General features: G+C 47.1%; 15 protein-coding genes and 1 tRNA gene. 12 read left to right on the forward strand and 4 right to left on the reverse strand.

The features are described from left to right. Positions 1-3 precede the first annotated feature (3 nt). The 11 genes from WA318_RS19105 to WA318_RS19150 all read left to right on the forward strand — a co-directional run bounded on the left by WA318_RS19105 (position 4) and on the right by WA318_RS19150 (position 17,057). On the forward strand, positions 4-1,044 hold the full coding sequence (locus WA318_RS19105) for a toprim domain-containing protein (RefSeq protein WP_336083705.1): 1,041 nt from the start codon (positions 4-6) through the stop codon (positions 1,042-1,044). 53 nt (positions 1,045-1,097) lie between these two features. Further along, complete coding sequence (locus tag WA318_RS19110) at positions 1,098-1,472, forward strand: plasmid mobilization protein (protein WP_336083707.1); 375 nt, start codon at positions 1,098-1,100, stop codon at positions 1,470-1,472. Continuing rightward, positions 1,469-2,623, forward strand: a complete 1,155-nt coding sequence (gene traI / locus WA318_RS19115) for a TraI/MobA(P) family conjugative relaxase (protein WP_336083709.1) — start codon at positions 1,469-1,471, stop codon at positions 2,621-2,623. The genes WA318_RS19110 and traI overlap by 4 nt, the downstream gene beginning before the upstream one ends. 187 nt (positions 2,624-2,810) lie before the next feature. Then, entirely contained in the window at positions 2,811-3,881 is a 1,071-nt protein-coding gene (dcm, locus tag WA318_RS19120) for a DNA (cytosine-5-)-methyltransferase (protein ID WP_336083711.1), read from the forward strand. 381 nt (positions 3,882-4,262) lie between these two features. Then, positions 4,263-5,891 carry an ATP-binding protein gene (locus WA318_RS19125; protein WP_336083713.1) on the forward strand — a complete coding sequence of 543 codons (1,629 nt, stop codon included), beginning with the start codon at positions 4,263-4,265 and terminating at the stop codon, positions 5,889-5,891. A 1-nt stretch (position 5,892) separates the two neighbouring features. After that, complete coding sequence (locus WA318_RS19130) at positions 5,893-6,720, forward strand: HNH endonuclease (protein WP_336083715.1); 828 nt, start codon at positions 5,893-5,895, stop codon at positions 6,718-6,720. Beyond that, positions 6,713-8,533: a DEAD/DEAH box helicase gene (locus tag WA318_RS19135; protein WP_336083717.1), complete on the forward strand. Its 1,821-nt coding sequence runs from the start codon at positions 6,713-6,715 to the stop codon at positions 8,531-8,533. The genes WA318_RS19130 and WA318_RS19135 overlap by 8 nt, the downstream gene beginning before the upstream one ends. Continuing rightward, complete coding sequence (locus WA318_RS20360) at positions 8,530-8,967, forward strand: EcoRII N-terminal effector-binding domain-containing protein (RefSeq protein ID WP_443082651.1); 438 nt, start codon at positions 8,530-8,532, stop codon at positions 8,965-8,967. The genes WA318_RS19135 and WA318_RS20360 overlap by 4 nt, the downstream gene beginning before the upstream one ends. A gap of 12 nt (positions 8,968-8,979) precedes the next feature. After that, the gene (locus tag WA318_RS19140; RefSeq protein WP_336083719.1) at positions 8,980-11,130 is read left to right on the forward strand and encodes a helix-hairpin-helix domain-containing protein; all 2,151 of its coding nucleotides are present in this window, start codon (positions 8,980-8,982) and stop codon (positions 11,128-11,130) included. Between the two features lie 465 nt (positions 11,131-11,595). Further along, a complete protein-coding gene (locus WA318_RS19145; protein WP_336083721.1) occupies positions 11,596-13,221 on the forward strand; it encodes a recombinase family protein in 1,626 nt (541 codons plus the stop codon). Between the two features lie 215 nt (positions 13,222-13,436). Continuing rightward, positions 13,437-17,057 (forward strand): AAA domain-containing protein, encoded by a 3,621-nt coding sequence (locus WA318_RS19150; protein ID WP_336083723.1) that lies wholly within the window; start codon positions 13,437-13,439, stop codon positions 17,055-17,057. Positions 17,058-17,150: 93 nt separating this feature from the next. Here WA318_RS19150 and WA318_RS19155 read toward each other — a convergent pair whose 3' ends face one another. From WA318_RS19155 to WA318_RS19165, 3 genes are all read right to left on the reverse strand, one after another. Beyond that, positions 17,151-18,263, reverse strand: coding sequence for a reverse transcriptase family protein (locus WA318_RS19155; RefSeq protein ID WP_336083725.1), 1,113 nt, complete (start codon positions 18,261-18,263; stop codon positions 17,151-17,153). A gap of 217 nt (positions 18,264-18,480) precedes the next feature. Next, a complete protein-coding gene (locus WA318_RS19160) occupies positions 18,481-19,722 on the reverse strand; it encodes a phosphoribosyltransferase-like protein (protein WP_336083728.1) in 1,242 nt (413 codons plus the stop codon). Between the two features lie 111 nt (positions 19,723-19,833). After that, complete coding sequence (locus WA318_RS19165) at positions 19,834-20,829, reverse strand: helix-turn-helix domain-containing protein (protein WP_336083730.1); 996 nt, start codon at positions 20,827-20,829, stop codon at positions 19,834-19,836. Between WA318_RS19165 and WA318_RS19170 the strand changes: the two genes are divergently transcribed. Further along, entirely contained in the window at positions 20,828-21,001 is a 174-nt protein-coding gene (locus WA318_RS19170) for a hypothetical protein (protein ID WP_336083732.1), read from the forward strand. The genes WA318_RS19165 and WA318_RS19170 overlap by 2 nt on opposite strands. Before the next feature lie 107 nt (positions 21,002-21,108). On the opposite strand, the gene WA318_RS19175 is transcribed toward WA318_RS19170, so the two are convergent. After that, positions 21,109-21,185: transfer RNA gene (locus WA318_RS19175), tRNA-Met, on the reverse strand.

Consider the following 21,185-nt stretch of genomic DNA (forward strand, 5'->3'; position numbering starts at 1 on the left):
GATATGGAGCTTGAACCCTTCAAGCGCTGGCAGGAAACCAAGGCCAAAACAACTGAACCCAAGATCAGCCCGGAACAAGAGTTTGCCCGGGCACTCAAAGAAAACGGTCTGATCCTTGATGGACCGCCGACCATGGATGGCAAATGGCATCGGGTAGCGGTTGAAGGAGACCGAAAGGGCCAAAAAAGCGGCTCCTATCGCGGGTTCCTCGAAGGGCTTCCGGCAGGCAACATCACCAACTACAAATCAGGGCAGGATCCGGTCAAATGGGTGGCGACCGGCACCAAGGTCGATCCCAAGGAACTGGAACAGGCCAGAGCCGAAGCCGCTGCCCGCAAGGCAGCCCAGGAACAGGACCTCCGCGCGCAATATCGCGCCGTGGCCAAACGCGCCTATGGGATTTTCCAAAATGCCGAACCAGCGCCAGACAATCACCCCTATTTACAAAACAAACAGGTGCCTGCTGGCGATCTGCGCATTGATCAGTCGGGCAACCTGCTCATGCCGATGGCCAATGACAAAGGCTTTATAGAGAACGTCCAGACCATCCAACCCGATGGTACGAAAATGTATCTGAAGGACGGCAAAAAGCGCGGCCTGATGCATGTGATCGAAGGTGATCCCAAAGGCCCGATGATCATTTCTGAGGGTTATTCCACCGGTCAAAGCCTGCATATGGCCAGTGGGCTGACGGTCGTGGTTGCGCTTGATTCCGGCAATCTCGCCCCCGTGGCCGAGGCCCTTCACAAGAAGCATCCTGATCGCGCTCTGGTGATTGCAGCCGATGACGATCATGCCAAGCAGCATAATGCCGGGATCAAGGGTGCTGAACGCGCATCTGAGCTGACCGGGGCGAAGATCCTGCGTCCGGATCTGAGTGAAGATGAAAAGGCCATGGGCTTGACCGACTTTAACGACATTCATCGGGAACGCGGGATTGAGGCGCTGAAACGCCTTGTCACCGAACAGCTCGGCCTGCCACAGCCAAAAGCTAAATCCAGAACACGGGGACGCGAGCAGCAGACCGCCAGCTTGGCCGTCTGAGCCCCTAATGCCGGTGGCGCAATGTACGCCACCGGCGATACTGGAACCATGCCATGGCCACCGAACGCCACGTCATCAAAACCTATCTCAACGACGAAGAGAAAGAGCGCATCGATCAGTTGACCCATCAGATGCGTCTGTCCCGCTCGGAACTGCTCAAACGCTTGTTGATGAATACCAAGCTGCCCAGTGCCAGCGACTTTGCCGCATGGCAGGGCATTCGTGATCTGCTTAAGGTCAATGCCGATCAGGCAAGGCTTGGGAACCTCTTCAAACTCGCACTTGATGAGCCGCTTTCAGCAGATCTTCTCAAAAAATTCGATGATCTAATCCGCGACATTGAAACAACCCAAGCAGAGCTCAAAGCCACCATTGGCGAGATCCGCGACCAGCTTCAACCGGGTAAACGCAAACAGGCCCAGTCATGATCGCGACTAAGATTGGCAAAAAATCAGGGGTGCCAGATAATTACACGCGCCTTGGCGAATACATCGCCGCAGCCGAGGAGAAAGGTGAGAAACTCCATCAGTTCTGGATCCGCAACTGCGATGCCGGCACAAATATCGAGGATCTCGATCTTGCTCTTTTGGAGATCGAAGCGGTGCGGCGGCAAAAGCCCGATATTGCCGACAAAACCTATCACCTTGTCGTTTCATTCCGGCCTGGTGATCAGGATAAACTAACCAAAGATGATCTGATGGCCATCGAGGCGGAATATGCAAAAGCTCTTGGCTATTCCGATCATCAGCGTGTGGTGGGAACACACATCAATACCGATAATTTCCACATGCATATTGCCTTTAACAAAGTGCATCCGGAAACGCTCAAGGTCGTCACACCGCATCGGGATTTTAAGATACTCGCCAAGGTCTCGCGCAAGATGGAGAAGAAGTACGGCCTCGCCATTGATCCCGGAATGACTGATGGCAAGGAGCGCGATCCCAAAAAGCTGTCATCCGCAGCGCGGAACTATGAAGCACATACCTGGCAAGAATCTTTCCAGAGGCATGTGTTGAAACATCGTGAGGAGCTACTTGAAGGTTTGGGGAAGGCGAAGAACTGGCAGGAAGCGCACAAGGTTCTGGCCGGATATGACATTAGCCTAAAGCTGAGGGGCAATGGCATGGTTTTGATCGGACCTGATGGACAGGCGATGAAGGCTAGCCAGTTGGATCGATCTTGTAGCAAAAAGAAACTAGAAGAACGGTTTGGGGTGTTTGAAGCACAGCAAACCAAACCACGCAGCAAAGGCGAATATCTAACCAGAACGAAACGACACTACAAACCCCGTCCGCTTGTTCGACATCGAAACACCCCTGCTCTTTGGCGGCGCTATCTCAGCACTCGAAAAGTCATACCTCGCCACCACAGTCTGACCGCCCGCGTTTTCCGTAATTGGAAGATATTTTTACTTATGGAAGCATATCAGGACCCACTGGCGATGGTCTTAACCATAGCGCATAAAAAATTCCTTTTAACAACCCTGGGGACGAATGTTTCGAACATCGAGTCACTCAACAAATATCTGTCTAACCAATATCCAGTCGATCAGTTTCCCGTAAAAACGCAGGGTCGATAGGATAGTTTGATACCCATATTTTCCAAGAGCGCTTTCTCGCATGAGGAAGTAACAACAACAGAAACAAATTCAGTTCCGCAGACAAATCAGATTGAGCTAAGGCAGTCTTAGCAGTTAAGGTGTTTTCTTGTTGGCCCCCTTAACTGCCGCCGCTTGTAGACACAGTGAATCCCTAGAAGGTAAAACATTGATAAATCAAGATACATTTAGATTCATCGACCTATTCGCGGGGATAGGGGGACTCCGAATTGGTTTTGAGAAAGCTGGTGGAAAGTGTGTCTTCACAAGTGAATGGAACCGCTTTTCTCAACAAACATACCAAGCAAACTTTAATGACAATCATGAGATCGCAGGGGATATAACTGCTATCAATGAAGCCGACATTCCAAACCATGATGTTCTTTTAGCTGGATTCCCCTGCCAACCTTTTTCAATTGCTGGTGTCAGCAAGAAAAAATCTCTAGGCAGAGCTCACGGTTTCGCTGACGAAACTCAAGGGACCCTCTTTTTCGACGTAGTGAGAATTCTACGCCACCACCAACCAAAAGCTTTCCTGCTAGAAAATGTGAAAAACCTATTATCTCATGACAAGGGCAATACTTTTCGTGTGATCATGCACGCTTTGGATGAGCTAGGCTATGAGGTTGACCACAAGGTGATAGACGCTGGACTTTGGGTTCCGCAACACAGAGAAAGAATATTCATTGTTGGTTTCAGGCGAGATCATCCGACACAGTTTTCTTTGGACGACGTAAGGCTCCCAGAAGGCGAGCGGCCTAAACTTTCTGATATATTGCATCCCGAAGATGGTTCGGAACCAATAGAAGAGCCATACACTACCGGTCCAATGGCAAAAGTGTCTCCGAAATACACCTTGACGCCAAGATTGTGGCAGTATCTGCAGGACTACAAAGCTAAACATCGAGCTGCGGGCAACGGTTTTGGATATGGCCTTTGCGAACCAACGGATGTCGCAAGAACTCTTAGTGCGCGCTATTATAAAGATGGCTCAGAAATCTTAATTGCTCAGTCTAACGGTATCCCACGACGTTTAACCCCGAGGGAATGCGCTCGGATTATGGGCTTTGATATGCCCAATGCTAAAGACCAATGGAAAATAGTCGTGTCAGATACTCAAGCGTATCGCCAATTCGGGAACGCCGTTGCCGCTCCAGTCGCAACAGCGATCGCAAATGCGATGGCCCCTTGGATCAAGAATACAGTCTCTATACGCCCAATACGCAGCGTTGTCGCATAGTCTCCATATAGTAACGCCCCTTTGCGCTTACTTGGTCTGTATCGTCATCAGCTTGTCGTTGCAAAACAGAGTAAGGAATTGATTTACTCTGTATTTTTGATGTTTATGAATCCTCATCTGACATATCGAGCCGCCGTGAACATGCTACAGACGGCGTTATATGGTAGCCCCAATTCGAACCTCCGGACTTACATTTCATTGAGCTTAACAAGTTTGCTTAACAAGCACTTGAAGAACACAACCAAAAATAACTACACTCCAAAGTCGCGCCTAGGATCAGAACTTCAAAGATACAGCGAACTGGAACTTCTCCGGGACACCTAAACATAATGGCTTAACAATTTAAGCTGTCATCAGCAGTACCGAACAGAGGGCAGAAATTTGTCTAAACTTATCAATGAACCAGATGCGTCACGCCTTATTTTTGGATTACGTGATACCGGTTACAATTTCAGAACCGCTGCCGCAGACATCATCGATAACGCGATTGCTGCAAACGCTGATACAGTGAACGTCCGAGTTGATCTATTAGCTGATGGCAGAAAATTTGTCTTTTTTGGGGACGACGGAGACGGAATGGATGAGAACGGAGTACACGCAGCCTTGCGCTACGGGGCTCCAGTTCGAGAGAACCTAGCCAGTCTTGGAAAATTTGGATTAGGTTTAAAGACTGCATCGAGTTCCGTGTGTCGGAATTTTGTTTTGATCTCTAGACAGTCGAAAACCGCACCCCTCACCAAACTGGGATGGGACCTAGACCATGTTGAAGAAACAGGGTGTTGGGAAATGCGGAACGACCCAATTGAAGCTCATGAGCACGACGCATTTGAAGAACTGTGTGGAGATAAAGGTACCTTAGTCGTCTGGTCGAAGTGTGACAGGATCCTCGCAAAAAACTATGACGAGCCTGGAGGAACCAAAGAGCAACAAGCAATACGGCGTCTACGTAAGAGCCTTGTTGAACACTTATCACTAATTTACCATCGTTTTCTTGACCCAGAAGACGCTCGAGAACGTCTTATAAAGATGAGCGTAAACGATGAAGCCGTAGAAGCTTGGAATCCATTTTACCCGGAAAAATCAGAACAGGTCCTATCGGTACAACAACAATTGATACCGATGGAATCTGTTGACGGCGAAGATATCGGCTCTGCGAAGATAAAAGCTTGGCTATTACCGCATAGCAATGACCTGAGTCCGGAGGAAAAAGGAAAAGCACGACTTAGCAACAAAGGCCAAGGGTTCTATATTTATCGCGAAGGTCGCTTGATTAACGAAGGTGGCTGGCTTGGTCTGTTTACTCTTGAACCACATTATTCGATGTTGCGCATTGAATTTGATTTTGATCATGAACTAGATGAAGCATTTTATGTAGATGTCAAAAAATCAAGAATACTCTTCGATCCCTCAGTTGAGGAGTATTTAACAGAGCTACTCAAAAATGCTCGCCGTGAAGCAAATAATCGATCACGAAGGAAGCAGCAAGCAGCGGCTGTTGCAGCAACAATTAATCATACCTCTGCAAACGTTTCCATAGGATCTACACCAAACACCAAGAAACCTACTATCGAGAGCGTCGACATTGAAAAGCAGACTGCGGTAGTAACTAACAATCACGGATCCGGCATCCGAATCAAACAACCAATTCAGAACAATGTTCCACATAATGAAATATATGTTGGTGCCGTCGATACAATAACTTCCGGCAACCTATGGGTTCCTGTTTTGCGCAGCGAAGGAACGGCCGGTCACGTTCCCGGCGTCGAGCTGAACAAGCATCACGATTTTTATCAGAAGGTGTACCTGCGGGCAGGTGCTTCTGGCTACTCTGTCCAAGGAATGGATCTACTCCTTTGGGCACTTGCCGCTTCAGAAACCGACTTTTCCAATGAAGAGATGGCACCAATATTCGAAGACATTCGGGAAGTGGTTTCGTCGAACTTGCGAAAACTTCTCAGAGATGTGCCCCTACCTGACAGCGCAGACCTGAAAGACGATATAGAGTCTTAGAATGCTTGCTAGCAAACGTAAGCTTATTGCTGATGAACTTGCCGTAGGGACCGGAGCAGACATCTCGGTTCGAGCGCTAGAGTTTGATCGCCGCACCGGATTAATGATTTGGTTCAGTGACTTAGATGAAAAGCATGGGCCAATCACAATACTGAAACCACATGGCCTTAAATCTCATGCGGTGCGGCTTTCTTTCGGTCAATTTTCGGCAAGAATTCTACAACAGATAGCAACTGCTAACGCTGAAGATGTCCAGCTTGCAAGGGCCCTCGTCAAATCGGCGATGAAATTTGCTGATTTATCTATTACCGCGCAAACAGCAGAAGACTGGTTGATCAAGGACGGCAACTTCGAAATCAATGCAACTTTTCGGCATGAAGACAAAATGCCGGACAGTGATGATGCATTGATCCAAACGTGTCGAGAAGTAATTGTTCCGATAATGGCCGCAATGGCTGAGCTAATTGGATATGACGTAATAGATTATGTTGAAAAAGAAGAAAAATTAGAAGAGGAAGGAAAAATAAGCCAAACTACAATCACTAGAAGAGAAAGAAATCCAAGGAACCGGCTTCTATGCATCCGCTTTCACGGAGAAAAGTGCTTTATATGCGGCCTATCACCCAAAGACATCTACAAAGAGGCGGGAAGTATAATTGAGGTTCATCATTTAGAGCCTGTTGCAACGCTATCTGCACCACGCCCATATAATCCAGAAACTGAATTAATACCACTCTGCCCAAACTGCCATAGGGCCGTCCATACTCGAAAACCTTTGCCCATCCCACCGGAGGAACTTTTGACGAAAATCAGAGGCTTGAATGATTGATCTTCAAAATTTCCCTCATACGTTTCAAGAATTAGAACACTGTCCCCCAGAAGGATACAGGCTTGCGCAACGAGTTCTCGACGCAGAAGTGCTGATTGATCGCACCCCTATAGGAATTACCGCAAATTTGGTGGGAATTCGATTTCTTAAGGGCGAAAAAAAGGTTCTCTTGCCACCAAGCCCAAATCATTGTTGGGTCGAAGACGGCGACACTCTTCGCCCCCTTCCAGTAGACGCTATTGAAGCATTTAAGACTATACTAGGAGACAACGACTCACGCCAGTTAAGCTTCCAAGCATCTATTCAGTTATTAAATTCCCTAGATAACATTCTACCAATATCGGCTACTGATGCAGTTCTATCCTCGGGAACAAACGCGGCAAGTCTATTGCCTTCTGAGATCACCATCCCTGGCTTAAATGCGACGCTTTTCCCCTATCAAGCAAAAGGCGTCGCTTGGATGTGTCAAACACTGCAATCATCTGATGGCCTAATACTGGCTGACGAGATGGGTCTTGGAAAGACAATGCAAATTATAAGCCTGCTACTCTTATCCCCCCCGCAGCCTTCCTCGCCAGCATTAATCATATGTCCAACAAGTTTGATCGCCAACTGGTGGCGAGAGATTGAAAAATTTTCTCCCTCGCTGTCTGTTTTAGTTCACCGCGGACCTAATCGTTGCGGAGTATTCCGGGGTCTTCAGACAACGAACGTTGTGATTACAACATACGACACCATGGTCAATGATATTGCGTTGTTTTCCGCATTTGAGTGGTCATGGGTAATATGTGACGAAGCACAAGCTCTCAAAAACCCCGACTCAAACCGACGCATAGCTATCTCGGAAATCCCACGGCGCAGAACTATACCGGTTACAGGAACGCCAGTTGAGAACACCCTTTTAGACCTTTGGTCCTTAGTTGATTTCGCAGTACCCGGACTTCTCGGCAGACGTGAGGTATTCCAACAGAATTATCCAGACACATTGGAATCCGCTGCTGCACTGAGCTCAGTTACTGACCCCGTTATACTGAAAAGAACAGTCAGTGAAGTGGCAAGCGACTTGCCAGAACGCATAGAGGTTGACACCCCCCTAGAAATGGATCCCCCTCTAGCCAATCACTATCGAGAAGTTTTATCTGAGACGTTAGAAAAATATCCTGTGGCTGGAGCCCTAGTCGCAACCCTTCAGCTGCAATTAGTTTGCGCTCACCCTTGGTTGCGCGAACCTAAATCCCAAGGCTTAGACGTTGAGTATTCCGAGATAGAACCAATGTCTGCCCTACCGCTGATGACCCCAAAAATGGAGCGGACATTAGAAATTCTTCACGAGGCATTTAGCAACAAAAAGAAAGTAATCATATTTTCTCTATTTAATCGTGTCGGAGATCTAATCAAAGAGGCCGGAAAAGGGCTTCCAGAAGCGTATTGGGGATCAATAAACGGCTCAACAAATCAGCTTATTCGACTAGATATAATTGATGAATTCTCTGAGTACGATGGCCCCGGTTGCTTAGTCCTAAATCCGAAAGCAGCAGGTGCCGGTTTAAACATTACATCAGCTACAATAGTAATTCACTTTACACCTGTATGGAATCCGGCACTGGAAGCGCAAGCAAGCGCCAGAGCCCACAGGAGGGGTCAAACCTGTCCTGTTACGATTTACAAGCTTTACTACGAAGACACAGTTGAGCGAGTTATGCTTGACCGCTCAGAGTGGAAAAATGAGTTAGGCAATGAAATCATACCTATGGCATCAAGAGATCAAGAAGATCTGGACCGAGCACTCAAAATCAAACCGGGAAAAACATGACCAAGAAGATATTTAGAAAAACGCTAAGCGCAAACGACGTTGGAGCAACGGGAGGGCACCAAGCTGGGATTCTTATACCCAAAGGTGAGACCGAACTCCTAGAAATACTACCACAACTAAACCCTCAAATTAAGAACCCAGATGCGTGGATAAGTTGCGTTGACCAAGACAATGATACGCACACCTTTCGATTTGTTTATTACAACAACAAACTCCACGAACCGAATGGAACTAGGAATGAATATCGCATAACTCACATGACGGGTTGGTTACGTAACCAAGGCGCAAAAACTGAAGATGCATTTGAGATTTGTGGAGCAAACAATGACGACACATACCAGATCCGAATTGTTTCCCATAATGAAAACGCGCCATCACCAGATCCAAACCAACCAGTGCGAATACGGTTGAAGGGCTGGCGAAGGATCCATTGAAAAGAAATATTGATGAATAGATTTTCATATATTGCCGCTCATGGAAATCAACTTGAAATAGAGCACCTTCAGTTAGATCAGAAAACCACTGATCACCTTAAGGCCCTTGGAATCTATACGATAGCGGAGTTGAGTAATTTCCTAGAACACACAAATTTTGACCTTATTGGCATTCAAGAGCCAATGGATACTCTTCTAGAGGCTACTTCCGAAAGAGGAATTGACTGGTTTTCATATTGGGAAAAGAGAAACTTTATTTTCCACCACCTGTTTTTAACTTGCGATGAACTTGCCAACTTCGATTCCGAGCATACTGTCTGCAAGATAGACAAAAGAAGCTTTGGGAACGCGGGGGTTATGTTAGCACGGTGCGGAATAGATACACTAGGAACTCTTGCTGAAAAACTGAGAACAGGCCTCCCCAACATTGCTGGCCTAGGAGCAACAAAGAAAGAAGAATTGTTCCACCGATTAGTCGAGATTGTCCGCGACTTGCGTTCAGGTCGCATTTCCCAACATGACTTAGAGAATTTATTTCCAATTCAAGAAGAAGAACGAACAGACACAATATCGTTACGGCAATTTAAGGAACCTGCTTTATCCTTAGAGATTGGAATTTTACATCTTGGAGCAAAGACCCAAAAACTTAGGACAGAGGGTTACATTACAGTAGAAGACCTTATACTCACTAATCCAGAAAATCTTCTTTCTATTCCCAGCATGGGAAAGAGCACTGTCAAAAAAATACAAGAATCTCTGCTAGCTCTACGAGTTTCTCAAGACAGCATCGGCACAATAAATTGGGACGTGTACTGCAAAACCCTCAACATACCGCTACTACCAGAAACAAAAACTATAGAAGATGGAAACACTTTTCTTAATTTAGCAGTGAACCTAATTAAAAACCTAGGGGAAACACTTGGAGATCATTCACTTCAAAAGATTATACACGACAGAATATGCCCCCAAATACAAGACAGAAAAACTCTTGAGAGCGTCGGAACATCACTCACCCCACCAATAACAAGAGAGCGTATTCGGCAAAAAGAGGAAAAACTACTAACATCACTTGCAAGCGCGCTTATCCACGATGATTACTCCACACTCAGAGTTCATTTTAGACCTGAGTTTTCCGACTTCTGGAAGCGTGCTGCGGATTACTTCTTATCTTACGAAGAAGAGATAACTTTTAAGAGCTTAGTGGAAGGATTATTAGAAATATGGGGCCCGGAAAAGCTTAAGCTACTTGAGAGCCTTCCTTCAATTACAGCAATTATAACCGGCGAAGTGACAACCTTCGGTGAAGCATCCAAATTAGCCCCCGAACTATTCACTCTCCCAAACTCCACGCGTAAAATCCCTTTAAGGCATTTACAGCTCGGGCGAAGTGCCCGTGCACTGGGTGAACAAGGCATAGAGACCCTAGGCGATCTAATAACCAAGGTGCTAAATGGGGAAGCCAAACGCACCTCCGGGGTAAACTTCCGAAAGGCAATTGATCACCTCGATATAGTTGCCAACTGCTTAGGGCCAGATAAGACATTTAGCTGGGAACGCTATAAAAGAACAACTAATGTCATATCTTTACCGACAAAAGATGATGCATTACCGAGCGATTTCTTTTGCGCTCTAACGGAAAACATTTCCGAAATCCTATTAATTTCTCCTCCAGCGGCAAGATCGAGAGAGGTCTTTGAATTGCGAACTTGCCGACCTCTTGAAACTCGCCTCACACTTGAGAGCGTTGCCGGAAAACTCCAGACATACCAGCCGGTCATAAGCCGTACAGAAACTGAGACGTTAGCCTATCTGAGCGAGATTATCCTTGGAGAAGACTTCTCTCTAGCAGCTCTTATGCTTAAACCAAATTTTTTATCGATGTGGCATAGAGTGCATAACATATACAAAAAGGCTGAGGGAGATGATGAGGCCTTCAAGTCAAGCTTGGCAATAGCTTTCGAGGTCGCGCCGTCAATAATCGATAAAGCAATACCTACTCTGATTGCCATTTTCACGGGATACGCACACGGCAGACTAACTAGACATGAAACAAAGCTTAGAGCTCAAGAAGAGCAAACCCACGAGTCTGCACAACAAGATGAGCAGGAACTAACTCAGTTTCCTACTAGGGTTAAGCTTCGTGGTTTCAGACGGTTACACTGAGGTCCATACCCTAATTAGACTTCACACCCTATACCACTGTAGAGCACGCTCCGTTCGCGGGAAATCAAACGACTGAATCGATAGTTTGGTGCCTCAGATGTAAGCGTCCGCCCCATTACCCAGACACCCAATACTTGTTTAGGTTCTGTTTGCAAACGATTACGCCTTCGTTGAGCATGGCACCGCCATGCGAATAAGCAGGAAGCTCGTTTGGGCTGTTTGGTGGGCCCACCAGACCTATCCTGCCCCCATAACGACAGGTGAAAGTTGTGCCATCTCATGCACCATCATGCAATCTTTTGCATTTTCGTGCAATCTTATGCACTCTCATGCAATCACATGCAGTGCGTTGTATTTACAGCATTTTCTTAAATACCTGTCCTTAAGAGAAATCGCTGATTTACCCTTGCGCATCAGCAATCCCGAAAGGTAATCAATCTGATCCAACCTTCGAGGATACAATCAGTGCATGTAGCAATCTACGCCCGACACTCAACAGACAAACAGGAAACCAGTACCCAGGATCAGATCCGACGCTGCCGAGAATATTGCAGCGTCAAAGGCTATCAGGTTGCCGACGTGTTTTTTGACGAGGGCATTTCAGGTTCTCACATTGCAAACCGCCCTGGCATCGGTGCACTTCTCGTCGCGGCGCTGAACGGACGATTTGAGGGTGTCGTTGCAGAAGACCTCAGCCGCATCAGTAGAGACCAGGCTGACACTGCCAATTTCTTCAAAAAGATGATGTTCTTGGGCCTTCCTGTTGAGACCGTCACAGATGGGGTAATCAACGAGCTGCATATTGGCCTGAAAAGCACCATGAATGCGCTCTATCTCAAGGATCTGTCTGACAAGACCCATCGTGGCGTGATCGCAGCTGTTCTGCGTGGCGGTGTGCCAGGTGGTCAACTTTATGGCTACGATCTTGTGCATGCCCTTGACGAGTTTGGCGAACCCATTCGAGGCAAGCGCAAGATCAACGACGAGCAAGCAGAAATCATTCGCGAGATATTTGAGTATTACGCGGAAGGCGGAAAGCTGAAACATATCTGCGACGATTTGAACCGGCGCGGGATTGACTCCCCCAAAGGCGGGAAATGGGCACCATCAAGCCTTGTTGGCTCGTTTGTCCGCCAGACAGGCATGTTACGCCAAACGCTCTATAACGGCGTCGTTACTTTCAACAAAATGCAGTACTGCAAACATCCGGAGAACGGCAAACGCCTATCAATCATGCGTCCGGAAAAGGAATGGATCACAGTCCCAATCCCCGAACTGACCATCATTGACGATGAGACTTTCACAAAGGTCCAGAAGGCTCTTGATGAACGATCCAGCAAACACCTTCAGCGCAAAATGATGCCCACTCTGATGACGGAGGAGGAGAAGCGCGAGACATCCATTCGCCGTTCAAAGGAATGGCGTCGCAATCAAGCTGCCACGAAAAAGCGTGCCAATGCGGTGTTTGGCGGCAAACTCTATTGCGGGGAGCACAATCAGAAAATCACAGCAACCTATGCAAAGCATTATACTTGCCCTGTCAAAGGCTGCGCGAACAGAAACCTTCACTATGACGAGATCATAAAGCTAGTGTTGGGCGCTGTCGCTGAACTCGACGAGGCAAAAATCATCGAGCATTTTGAGAGCGAGGAGATACAGCAAGTTCGCGCTCATCACGCACGCGAGATTGAACGTCTAACTCAGCATCTCGAAGATCTTCGTGCCAGTATCAACAAGGTTATCGATGCCTTGGGCCCAGACGCACGTTCAACTGAAATACGCGCATTTTTCGACGACAAAGCAGAACAGATCCAAAGGACGAAACTTGATATTTCCCGTCATCGCCGTGAATTAGGCGAAGCAAGCATCCCTAAAAGTCTGGGGCGACTCATACAGCGACACAATGGCTTGATAGCGAGACTGCACGTGTGGTCAAGAGACCCAGAAGCCGTGGCTCTCTTGCGAGACATAATTGATGCACTAGTGATCCACAACACTTGGGATCCTTCCAACAACATTTGGCGGCGGGAATGCAACGCAACATTCAACTTCAATGCACTGATTGCGGCAGATAAGAGGCGATTTTCCTAACAGGATCTGCGTTCTCAACCGGCAAAATTGTGCCGATTTTCTCGCGTTCTTTTATCTATTTTCTTACCCTGAGCGCACAGTACTCCACAACTGAAATGCAACCTTTGCTGGCTTAGACAACCCAACCTCAGTCACTATTAGTGCATTGTCTCATTTAATTTTCCCGTTAAAGTGCCCCCAAACGAGTTCAAATACTTTGCAAAAGGTAGTGCTTTATGCCTCTCCCAACTGAACCTGAAAAATTGATGCAATATTGGCGAGACAGCATTGCAGCAGGACAATTGCAACCGTTCAAACGCGACGACGCTGTCAAGATTGAATGGTCAACCTGCCGACAGGGGCATATCGACCCAGAACTTGCAGCTAGCCTTATTGACCGTTTTGAGAAGAGGCGCCCTCTAAAAGGTCGGGAAAAAGCACCAAAGCTCGAAAAAGTATATGTGGAAATCTCTCCTATAAACTTAAATATAGAGAGATCCATGGGGTCTGCACGATTGGGCCGCAACGCCGTCAGTTGCCCTTTGATCATTCCTGCGATCCTGCTTCGGAGTGGTCAACTTGCGGCAAGCAAAGACCATTTGCCATGGATAGACAGAAACGCACTAGAGCCTTCTTCCTCAAACGAGGTAACGATCGGAAGCCTGCAGGACTATGACCATTATCTTGCGTCCCACTTAGAACCGAATGAAGAATGGGCAAGCCTGTTGAGGTATGCCGACGAAATGTGCCTGTCTGTATCAGAGAAATCTATTCATGACTTTACTATTGAAGGGTACGAACGGACTGATGCACTTATTGCAGCGGTCGACCCTAAAAGTCATCCTGCCAAAAACATACAGGATATGGCAGATTACCTGATCAAAACAAAAACGAGCCGATCAGGAACGCTTTCGTCATTTTACAATCAACATGAACGACGCCCCACGATTGACAGGCAAAGCCGTTACATTGCGAGTAATAAACACCTCGGCCAAATGGGCGGGGAATATCCTCTTTCTGCCATGCAACGCGAAGCTGTTCATCACACAATACAATGCCCCGAAAATGCCATTCTCGCTGTAAACGGACCACCTGGAACCGGAAAGACGACCCTTCTACACAGCATCACGGCCAATCTTTATGTTCAGGCTGCCCTTGATGAAGCTGATGCTCCCGTTATCTTCATGGTCTCTACAAATAATCAGGCCGTAACAAATATAATTGACAGCTTCTCAAAAACAAAAGTACCGGCACATCTAAGAGGAAAAACACTAGCATCAAGATGGCTTGATGGCTTCAAGTCTCATGGTCTCTATCTTCCGAGCGCTAAGAGAAAAATCGAGAACTCTGACTACCATATTGCCTATCTCCCCAATTATGGAAACCCTCTCGCGGGATTTCCAACTGAATTGATCGACAAAGATCATATTGATCAATTGGAACTAACGTTCCTCAAACAAGCGTCCGAGCTGCTTGGAAACGATCTTGCCCAAGATCTAGAAACTACGAAGATATCCCTGCATACGGCGATCCAAAACAAAAGATCCGAACTTGAAGGAACATTGGCAACCGTAAAATCTCTAATTGAGCAGCGAGAGCTCTTTAATAACGAGCCACTTTCGGTCGTATCCGAGAAATTCGTTCATGTTCAGAAGAAAATCGAAACCGAGATTCTTGAGCTGCAACTGAAAATTAAGAGCACACAGGAAGCGCAGAACGCCAAAGTAGAACAACTAAAAGAGTTCGAAGACACATGCGGACGTGCTCTTCAGGGCTTGGCACCAAGTGGCATTTGGGAAATTTTGGTCGGCTGGCTCCCGACATTTAGGATGAAACGTTGGCACCGATGCAAAAAGATCATGAACGATCTCGATTTTCGCTCGGCTCCCTTTGACCAACTGCAAGCACCATCTCTTTCGTCAATTCCGAAAATGCTTCATGCCAACTTGTCAAATCGCCACAAGGCACTTGAGCAAGCTTCAAAAGAAGTTGAAAGTTTTGTTTCAGACACTCAACTACAAATAACTCATAAAAATGAAGAAATTCAGGAAAAACGCACCCAAATTGACACTTGGAAAACATCCGAAAATCTATGGCAAGATACCGTGAGTAACTTGTTTGAAGACGCCTCTGCGGAAATTCTTTTTTCCCAGTTTTCGAAACAAGACCTTATTAAAAACCCGGAACTTATCGAAAATTTTCTCGACATCGGTCTTCGATACGAAATGTTCCTTCTTGCGACTCATTACTGGGAAACGAGATGGCTAATCTCTACTAAAAACCTTCTTGAACGTGAGAACAATCCAGTCAAGGCCTTGTCAAAACGTTCGCGCTCAGACGTGGAACAAAGGTTTCGTTATCTCGCGCAAATGACGCCTTGTTTTGTATCTACGCTATATATGCTGCCGGGCCACCTCAATATATATGATTCAAAAGATACAACATCGGTAAATCCGCCACTCAGAGATTTCGTTGATCTGCTTATCGTTGACGAAGCAGGACAGGTTCCTGCGGAAATCGGTGCGCCTGCCCTTGCTCTATCCAAACGCGCGCTGATTGTCGGAGACATCGACCAAATTGAACCGGTATGGAACGTCGGTACCAGTGTAGATCATGGTAACTTACGAGCCCTTGGCATGACCGAAGATATAGCGTCCTTAGAAAATGCTGGAATGCTTGCTCACAATGGCAGCCTGATGAAAATTGCACGCCGTTTTACAACCTTCACACGCTCTGATGACGACGGAATGTTTTTGAACGAGCATAGGCGCTGCCAGACGCCTATCATCAGCATTTGCAATGACATGGTTTACAAAGGCCGACTAATACCCTGCACACCTAAAATTGATGATTCCCGTTACCCAAGTGTAGGCTGGGCAAATATCAGAGCCTCGGCCGTTCGATCAAGCAAAAGCTGGAAGAACCGGGGAGAAGCCGACGCTATCGCTGAGTGGCTCTCGCGGCAGCGCACGTATCTCGAACAACGATACCAGAAGCCGATGGAGGACGTTGTTGCAATTGTAACGCCCTACAGACCGCAAATTGGAGAATTATTCCAGGCTCTGAAAAAATACGACATCAAGTCAGATATAACCGTAGGGACAGTACATGCTTTACAGGGCGCTGAGAGGGAGTTGGTTCTTTTCTCCCCTGTCGTCACAGCAGATACTAACGCTAGACGTTTCTTTGACAGCGGTCCAAACATGCTCAATGTAGCGGTTTCCAGAGCCCAACATTCATTTTTGATATTTGGTGACGCTCGATTGTTCGACCCAAACAAATCCGCCCTGCCCTCGGGAATCCTAGCCAGACACCTATTCAGGCATGAAGCGCAGGAAATTAAGGATGTCATCTATCGACCAGATTTATTGTTAGGCAGCGACAGAAATTACACATCGCGTATCGAAAATTTGAAGGCCCATCAATCTGTGCTCACTGATGCCTTTCTAAAAGCGCATCATCGCATTCTGATTACCTCACCCTTTTTGTCGGCGACTGCAATTTTAAACGACAATGTCCCGCAGAACATTACTAACGCCCGAAAACGCAATGTCTCAGTAACTGTGATCTACGATCCATCATTCAATCTAGAGGGCAGTCAGCTAAAGAAGCGGGCCTACGATGGTATCAAACTTCTTGAAGAGGCCGGAGCAACAGTCGTAGCTATCCCTCGTACGCATAACAAAACACTCGCAGTCGACGAAAACTGGATCGTAGAAGGATCTTTTAACTGGCTTTCCGCCGTCAGAGAGGAAACTTCGTTATATTCGAGGAGAGAAATCTCTCTGAAATACGATGGACCCTTAGCTAAAGAGTTCTGCGACAAAGCCTGGGAACAAATTGAAACCAAGAGGTAATCCACTACACTTCCGTTCTCCTAAACCAAAAGATGTCTAGCAAAGACGAGGCTATTCAATCAATTGGAACCTAAACCATAAACCTCACAGAGATCAAATTGGCCATGCAATCTTATTAAAACGCTGAAGCAATTGGGCAGCATAACTAGGCTCGATCATATTTGCATAATCGATAAGCCCCCTAATATGGCACTTCATTCCCCAAACAGAGTCGAATGCACGTCTTTGTGCATGCTCGATTGAACCATGCTTTTCCAAGTAATACAGATGTTGACGGAGATTATCCTTAAACTCCCTACGAAGTCTGGGCCCCTCTCCATCGACTAAGAGGCCAAGAACGATTTTTCGACTGCCTGGGGGAATAATATGAGTTTTTCTATGCTGAGGTCTAAATCCGTCCTTCGAAAGAATCTTATTGATTTCATGAATAAAGGTCCGCGCTTGCTTGCGTGTAAACGCCTTATCGCGCGATGAAAATGTCAGGTCATCACTGTAACGCGTATAGGTTAAATCGAAATTCAGACAAATTTTCTGGATACACTTATCAATCTCTCTCATGACGAGATTCGAAAGCAGGGGGCTGGTTGGGGCTCCTTGCGGAAGGTATCCCAGAAGTGCAGAGTTATAAGCAGGGATCTGGATGTTTGATTTAATTGTTCGCCATGCAGCATCCCCCCACCTTGAAGTTCTTCCCCCGGGTCTAATTGTGCAAATTCTTCCCATTTCGAAAGCCACGAGTGGCTGATAACCAAGTTCTTTAAACACCCGACTTACTTGGATCTCCGAGATCGATTCAAAGAAACCCTCAACGTCCATTTTTACAAGCCATTGAGCGCCGGAATGTTTGCTCGCACATTTCAGGATTGAACTGTTAGGAGAAAACGCATGACTTGATCGATGACAAGGGACCGGCTTCAAAATGTATTCATGAATCCATTTCTGAGTTCGACAAAGCCAAGGATCAGGAACATGGATGAAGCGCCGTCCGCCTGATTGCTTGCGAATTGAGAATCTCCTGTAGGCCTCTTTCTCCTCACGCTGCACAATATTTCGCAGGTAGTTATAGGATACCCCCGTTCTGAGAGACAAATGCTTCAGAGATAAGATCGCCGGAAGGGGAGGGATTTCATCCTCAAGTGCAGTAATTTGCTCAACTGCTGCGTTAATGGTCTCCTTTGAAAGCCCTTTGGCCTTAGCTTCGGCCATGTACTTTCCAGGAGAAAAAGGTGCTGAAGAGGGTGACATCGTAGACTACTCCGACGCCGCCACGGCGAATGCGGACGGTGTCTTCCCGAGGCCCACGATGTAAGGAGACAGCGTTCGCAATCTCCGGCAATGCGTGAACTCTACCATAGGACAGTGGTACTCCACGCCCCAACAGACGCACTTCGTGCAACTGAAGCAAACATGTTGCTTGCTAACACTAGCCACGTGTCACCCTCCTCAACTGTGAGGGATAATAGTACTCTGAACCTTTTTCAGGCCCCCCCCAAGAAACATCCCGTCTGCGTCGCAGAGCAATCAGCTCAGCTTTACCTTTTGCAGTGAGCCTTCTTGTCTCACTCACAAAGCCAAGTCGAAAACAGCGATCAAGGGTTACCTCACATTGTCGTTCATCTAGACCAGTAGCGAAGCTGAGTGTCGAGCGTTTTCGCTGCCCTTTCGCAATAAAGGCCAAAATAAGTAGCATGCTTTCATTTGGACCTTTTATTCCTAGGTTGCGGATTGAAGACGCCAATCTTGGTTGTCCGACCTCAAACAATGCAACTTGTAAATCACGCCCAGCAACTTCAGGAGGAAAGATCGACTTTTCTCCCGACAAAACTACGCGATTGGGAAAAAGTGGCCGCCATGGTCTTCGCGGGGTTGTAGGTGCCCATAAGATAGAAGGAACGTTGTTAGGACAGCCATGCTCAAACACCATCGTTCCCATAGTTTGGGAATATCCTAGGCTCATGTGTCTTTTAGATGTTTTTGCCCCATATTTCTTGCAAACATGGGTGATAACCTCACGTTTCTTTGGGGACCAAATAACATTAGAAACAGTTGGACAGCGCCTCACAAAGACGACTTGAGGCCGAGACTTATGGCGTTCTACAGCTCGAACACCCCGATTGGTTCCCGAGTACGTAACTATGACAAATTTAGTATACTTCAGCGAATGCCAAGATGCGAATGTGGCATCCTTTAGAAAAGCATTGATAAATTCCAGAATTCTATTACCAGACCCAATAAAATCATCGACCAAGACGATGGTTCGGCATCTCGCAGCCCTCATTTTTTCAATGTCAGGATGATTTAGAAGGCTTTTAGGGCACGTCTTACACAAATTTCTGATTACCGCTGCGATCCGCGCTTCGCTCCCGTGGTCATTTCCCGGTGCAAGTGCGTTTAAATTCCCTGAGACGGTATCTTTCGACTGCGTAAAATACGATTTTTGTCCATCAACCTCGCGTACAGCAAAAAAAGCTACTGGCGCTAGATGTTCGTTTGCTTGTTCTTCTATCTTACTTTGTAGCCCTCGCTCGAATTCCGAGTGAGATATAAGGGTGAGATTGGATACCAGTAGCGCCGCAGCATCTTGGTCAGCGTCGGCAAATTGCCTTAGCCAATCATCACCGCGATCAGTAAACAAGAGACCACTTGGCGCTGCACTATCAACCACCTTGATCAACCCTCAACACGTTATGCTTTTTCCATCCAAAATCGTCGTTTTCGGGGAGAAGGTCACTGTGAACCGATATTTCCGTTAACACAAGCACCACCATAAAGCTAACTAATCGTTTGTTATCCCATGCACCATTAGGCCGCGCCGCCCTGCTAGGGCACGTATTTCAGCGAGTAAATGATTGCGCACGGTATCTCGAACGCAACAACTGTCGACTGATAGGGACAAGGTATCGCCTGTCAATGAAGCATCGATCTTTGATAACCACGCTCCCGGGTTCCTGCATCCAGAAAATTGTCTTTTAGAAAGCACCCCACATATCTCACGCCAAGCTTCTGGTCCTGCCTCGTTACATGCTTGAGGCCATTTGGAGCCTCCATCATCGGATGGTTTCAGGTCGTCAAGAACACCCAGTATCGCAAGACGCGAGGGTCTTTCTCCTTGATGTCGTAATCCATCAAGCTTCAACCTAACAGCATCAATGCCACCACGATTAATCGCCTCATTCACCCGCAAGCAAGCATTCGCCAGTGTCCAAGGTTCGGAACACAGCCGTTGCCATTCCGTTGATAAAATCAAACATTGATCATCGACGGCAGGAAGAACGGTTGCTCCGGTTCCAGAAACGGCATTAGCCTGTTCCTTTTCATCCGTGTTTTCTTCTTTATCCGTGTTCTTCTTATTGGAACCGGCATCGCATGCCGGTTTAACACCGGAATCTGATGCCGGTTTGATAGAACCAGATGCCGGTTTAGAACCAAGACCAACCAGTTGATAAGCGTTGCGATTACGAAGCCTGCCAACCGCCCGGCTTAGCTTGCCTACCAATCCAAGCTCAACCAAATGCTTAAGCGCTTGACGCACCTTACGATCATACAATTTTGTCTCACTCGCAATCGTCTCAATTTTGGGGAAGCATGCACGCGTACGATCATTGACGTGCGATGCCAGTACAACGGCAACACAGATTTCTGCTGTCGATAAATCCGGATGATGAAGGATCTGTTTCTGCACCCAGTGCCAACGGGCAACGGCAGAGGTTCCGACCGGTGCAGATTGTTCTGCAACCGCGCCTGTTTGCGCTTGCGAATATGAAAAAGTCATGCGTGGTATCGGCCAGAGTTCAAACACCGCATTTGTTCTTGACAAAGCGATCCCGTCGCCTAAACTCGACCTCAGATTTGATGAGGGGCCAAGTTTAAGCCTTTCCAAGAACCCGCTGCGCCAACAGCGGGTTTTTTTATTGTCTGAATTCTTGAAAAATCTGGGAAAATGAAACTCGGTTGCGCCGCCTCCTCTTGATGAGGGTATGCGCCCGAACTTTTTCTCTTGTTTCGCGAATCCGTCGAGTCTATATCTCAAAACTCAACGGATCGGAAAGAGTGGTTGCGGGGGCAGGATTTGAACCTGCGGCCTTCAGGTTATGAGCCTGACGAGCTACCGGGCTGCTCCACCCCGCG

Source organism: Thalassospira sp. CH_XMU1448-2 (assembly GCF_037027285.1).
Lineage (GTDB): Bacteria > Pseudomonadota > Alphaproteobacteria > Rhodospirillales > Thalassospiraceae > Thalassospira > Thalassospira profundimaris_C.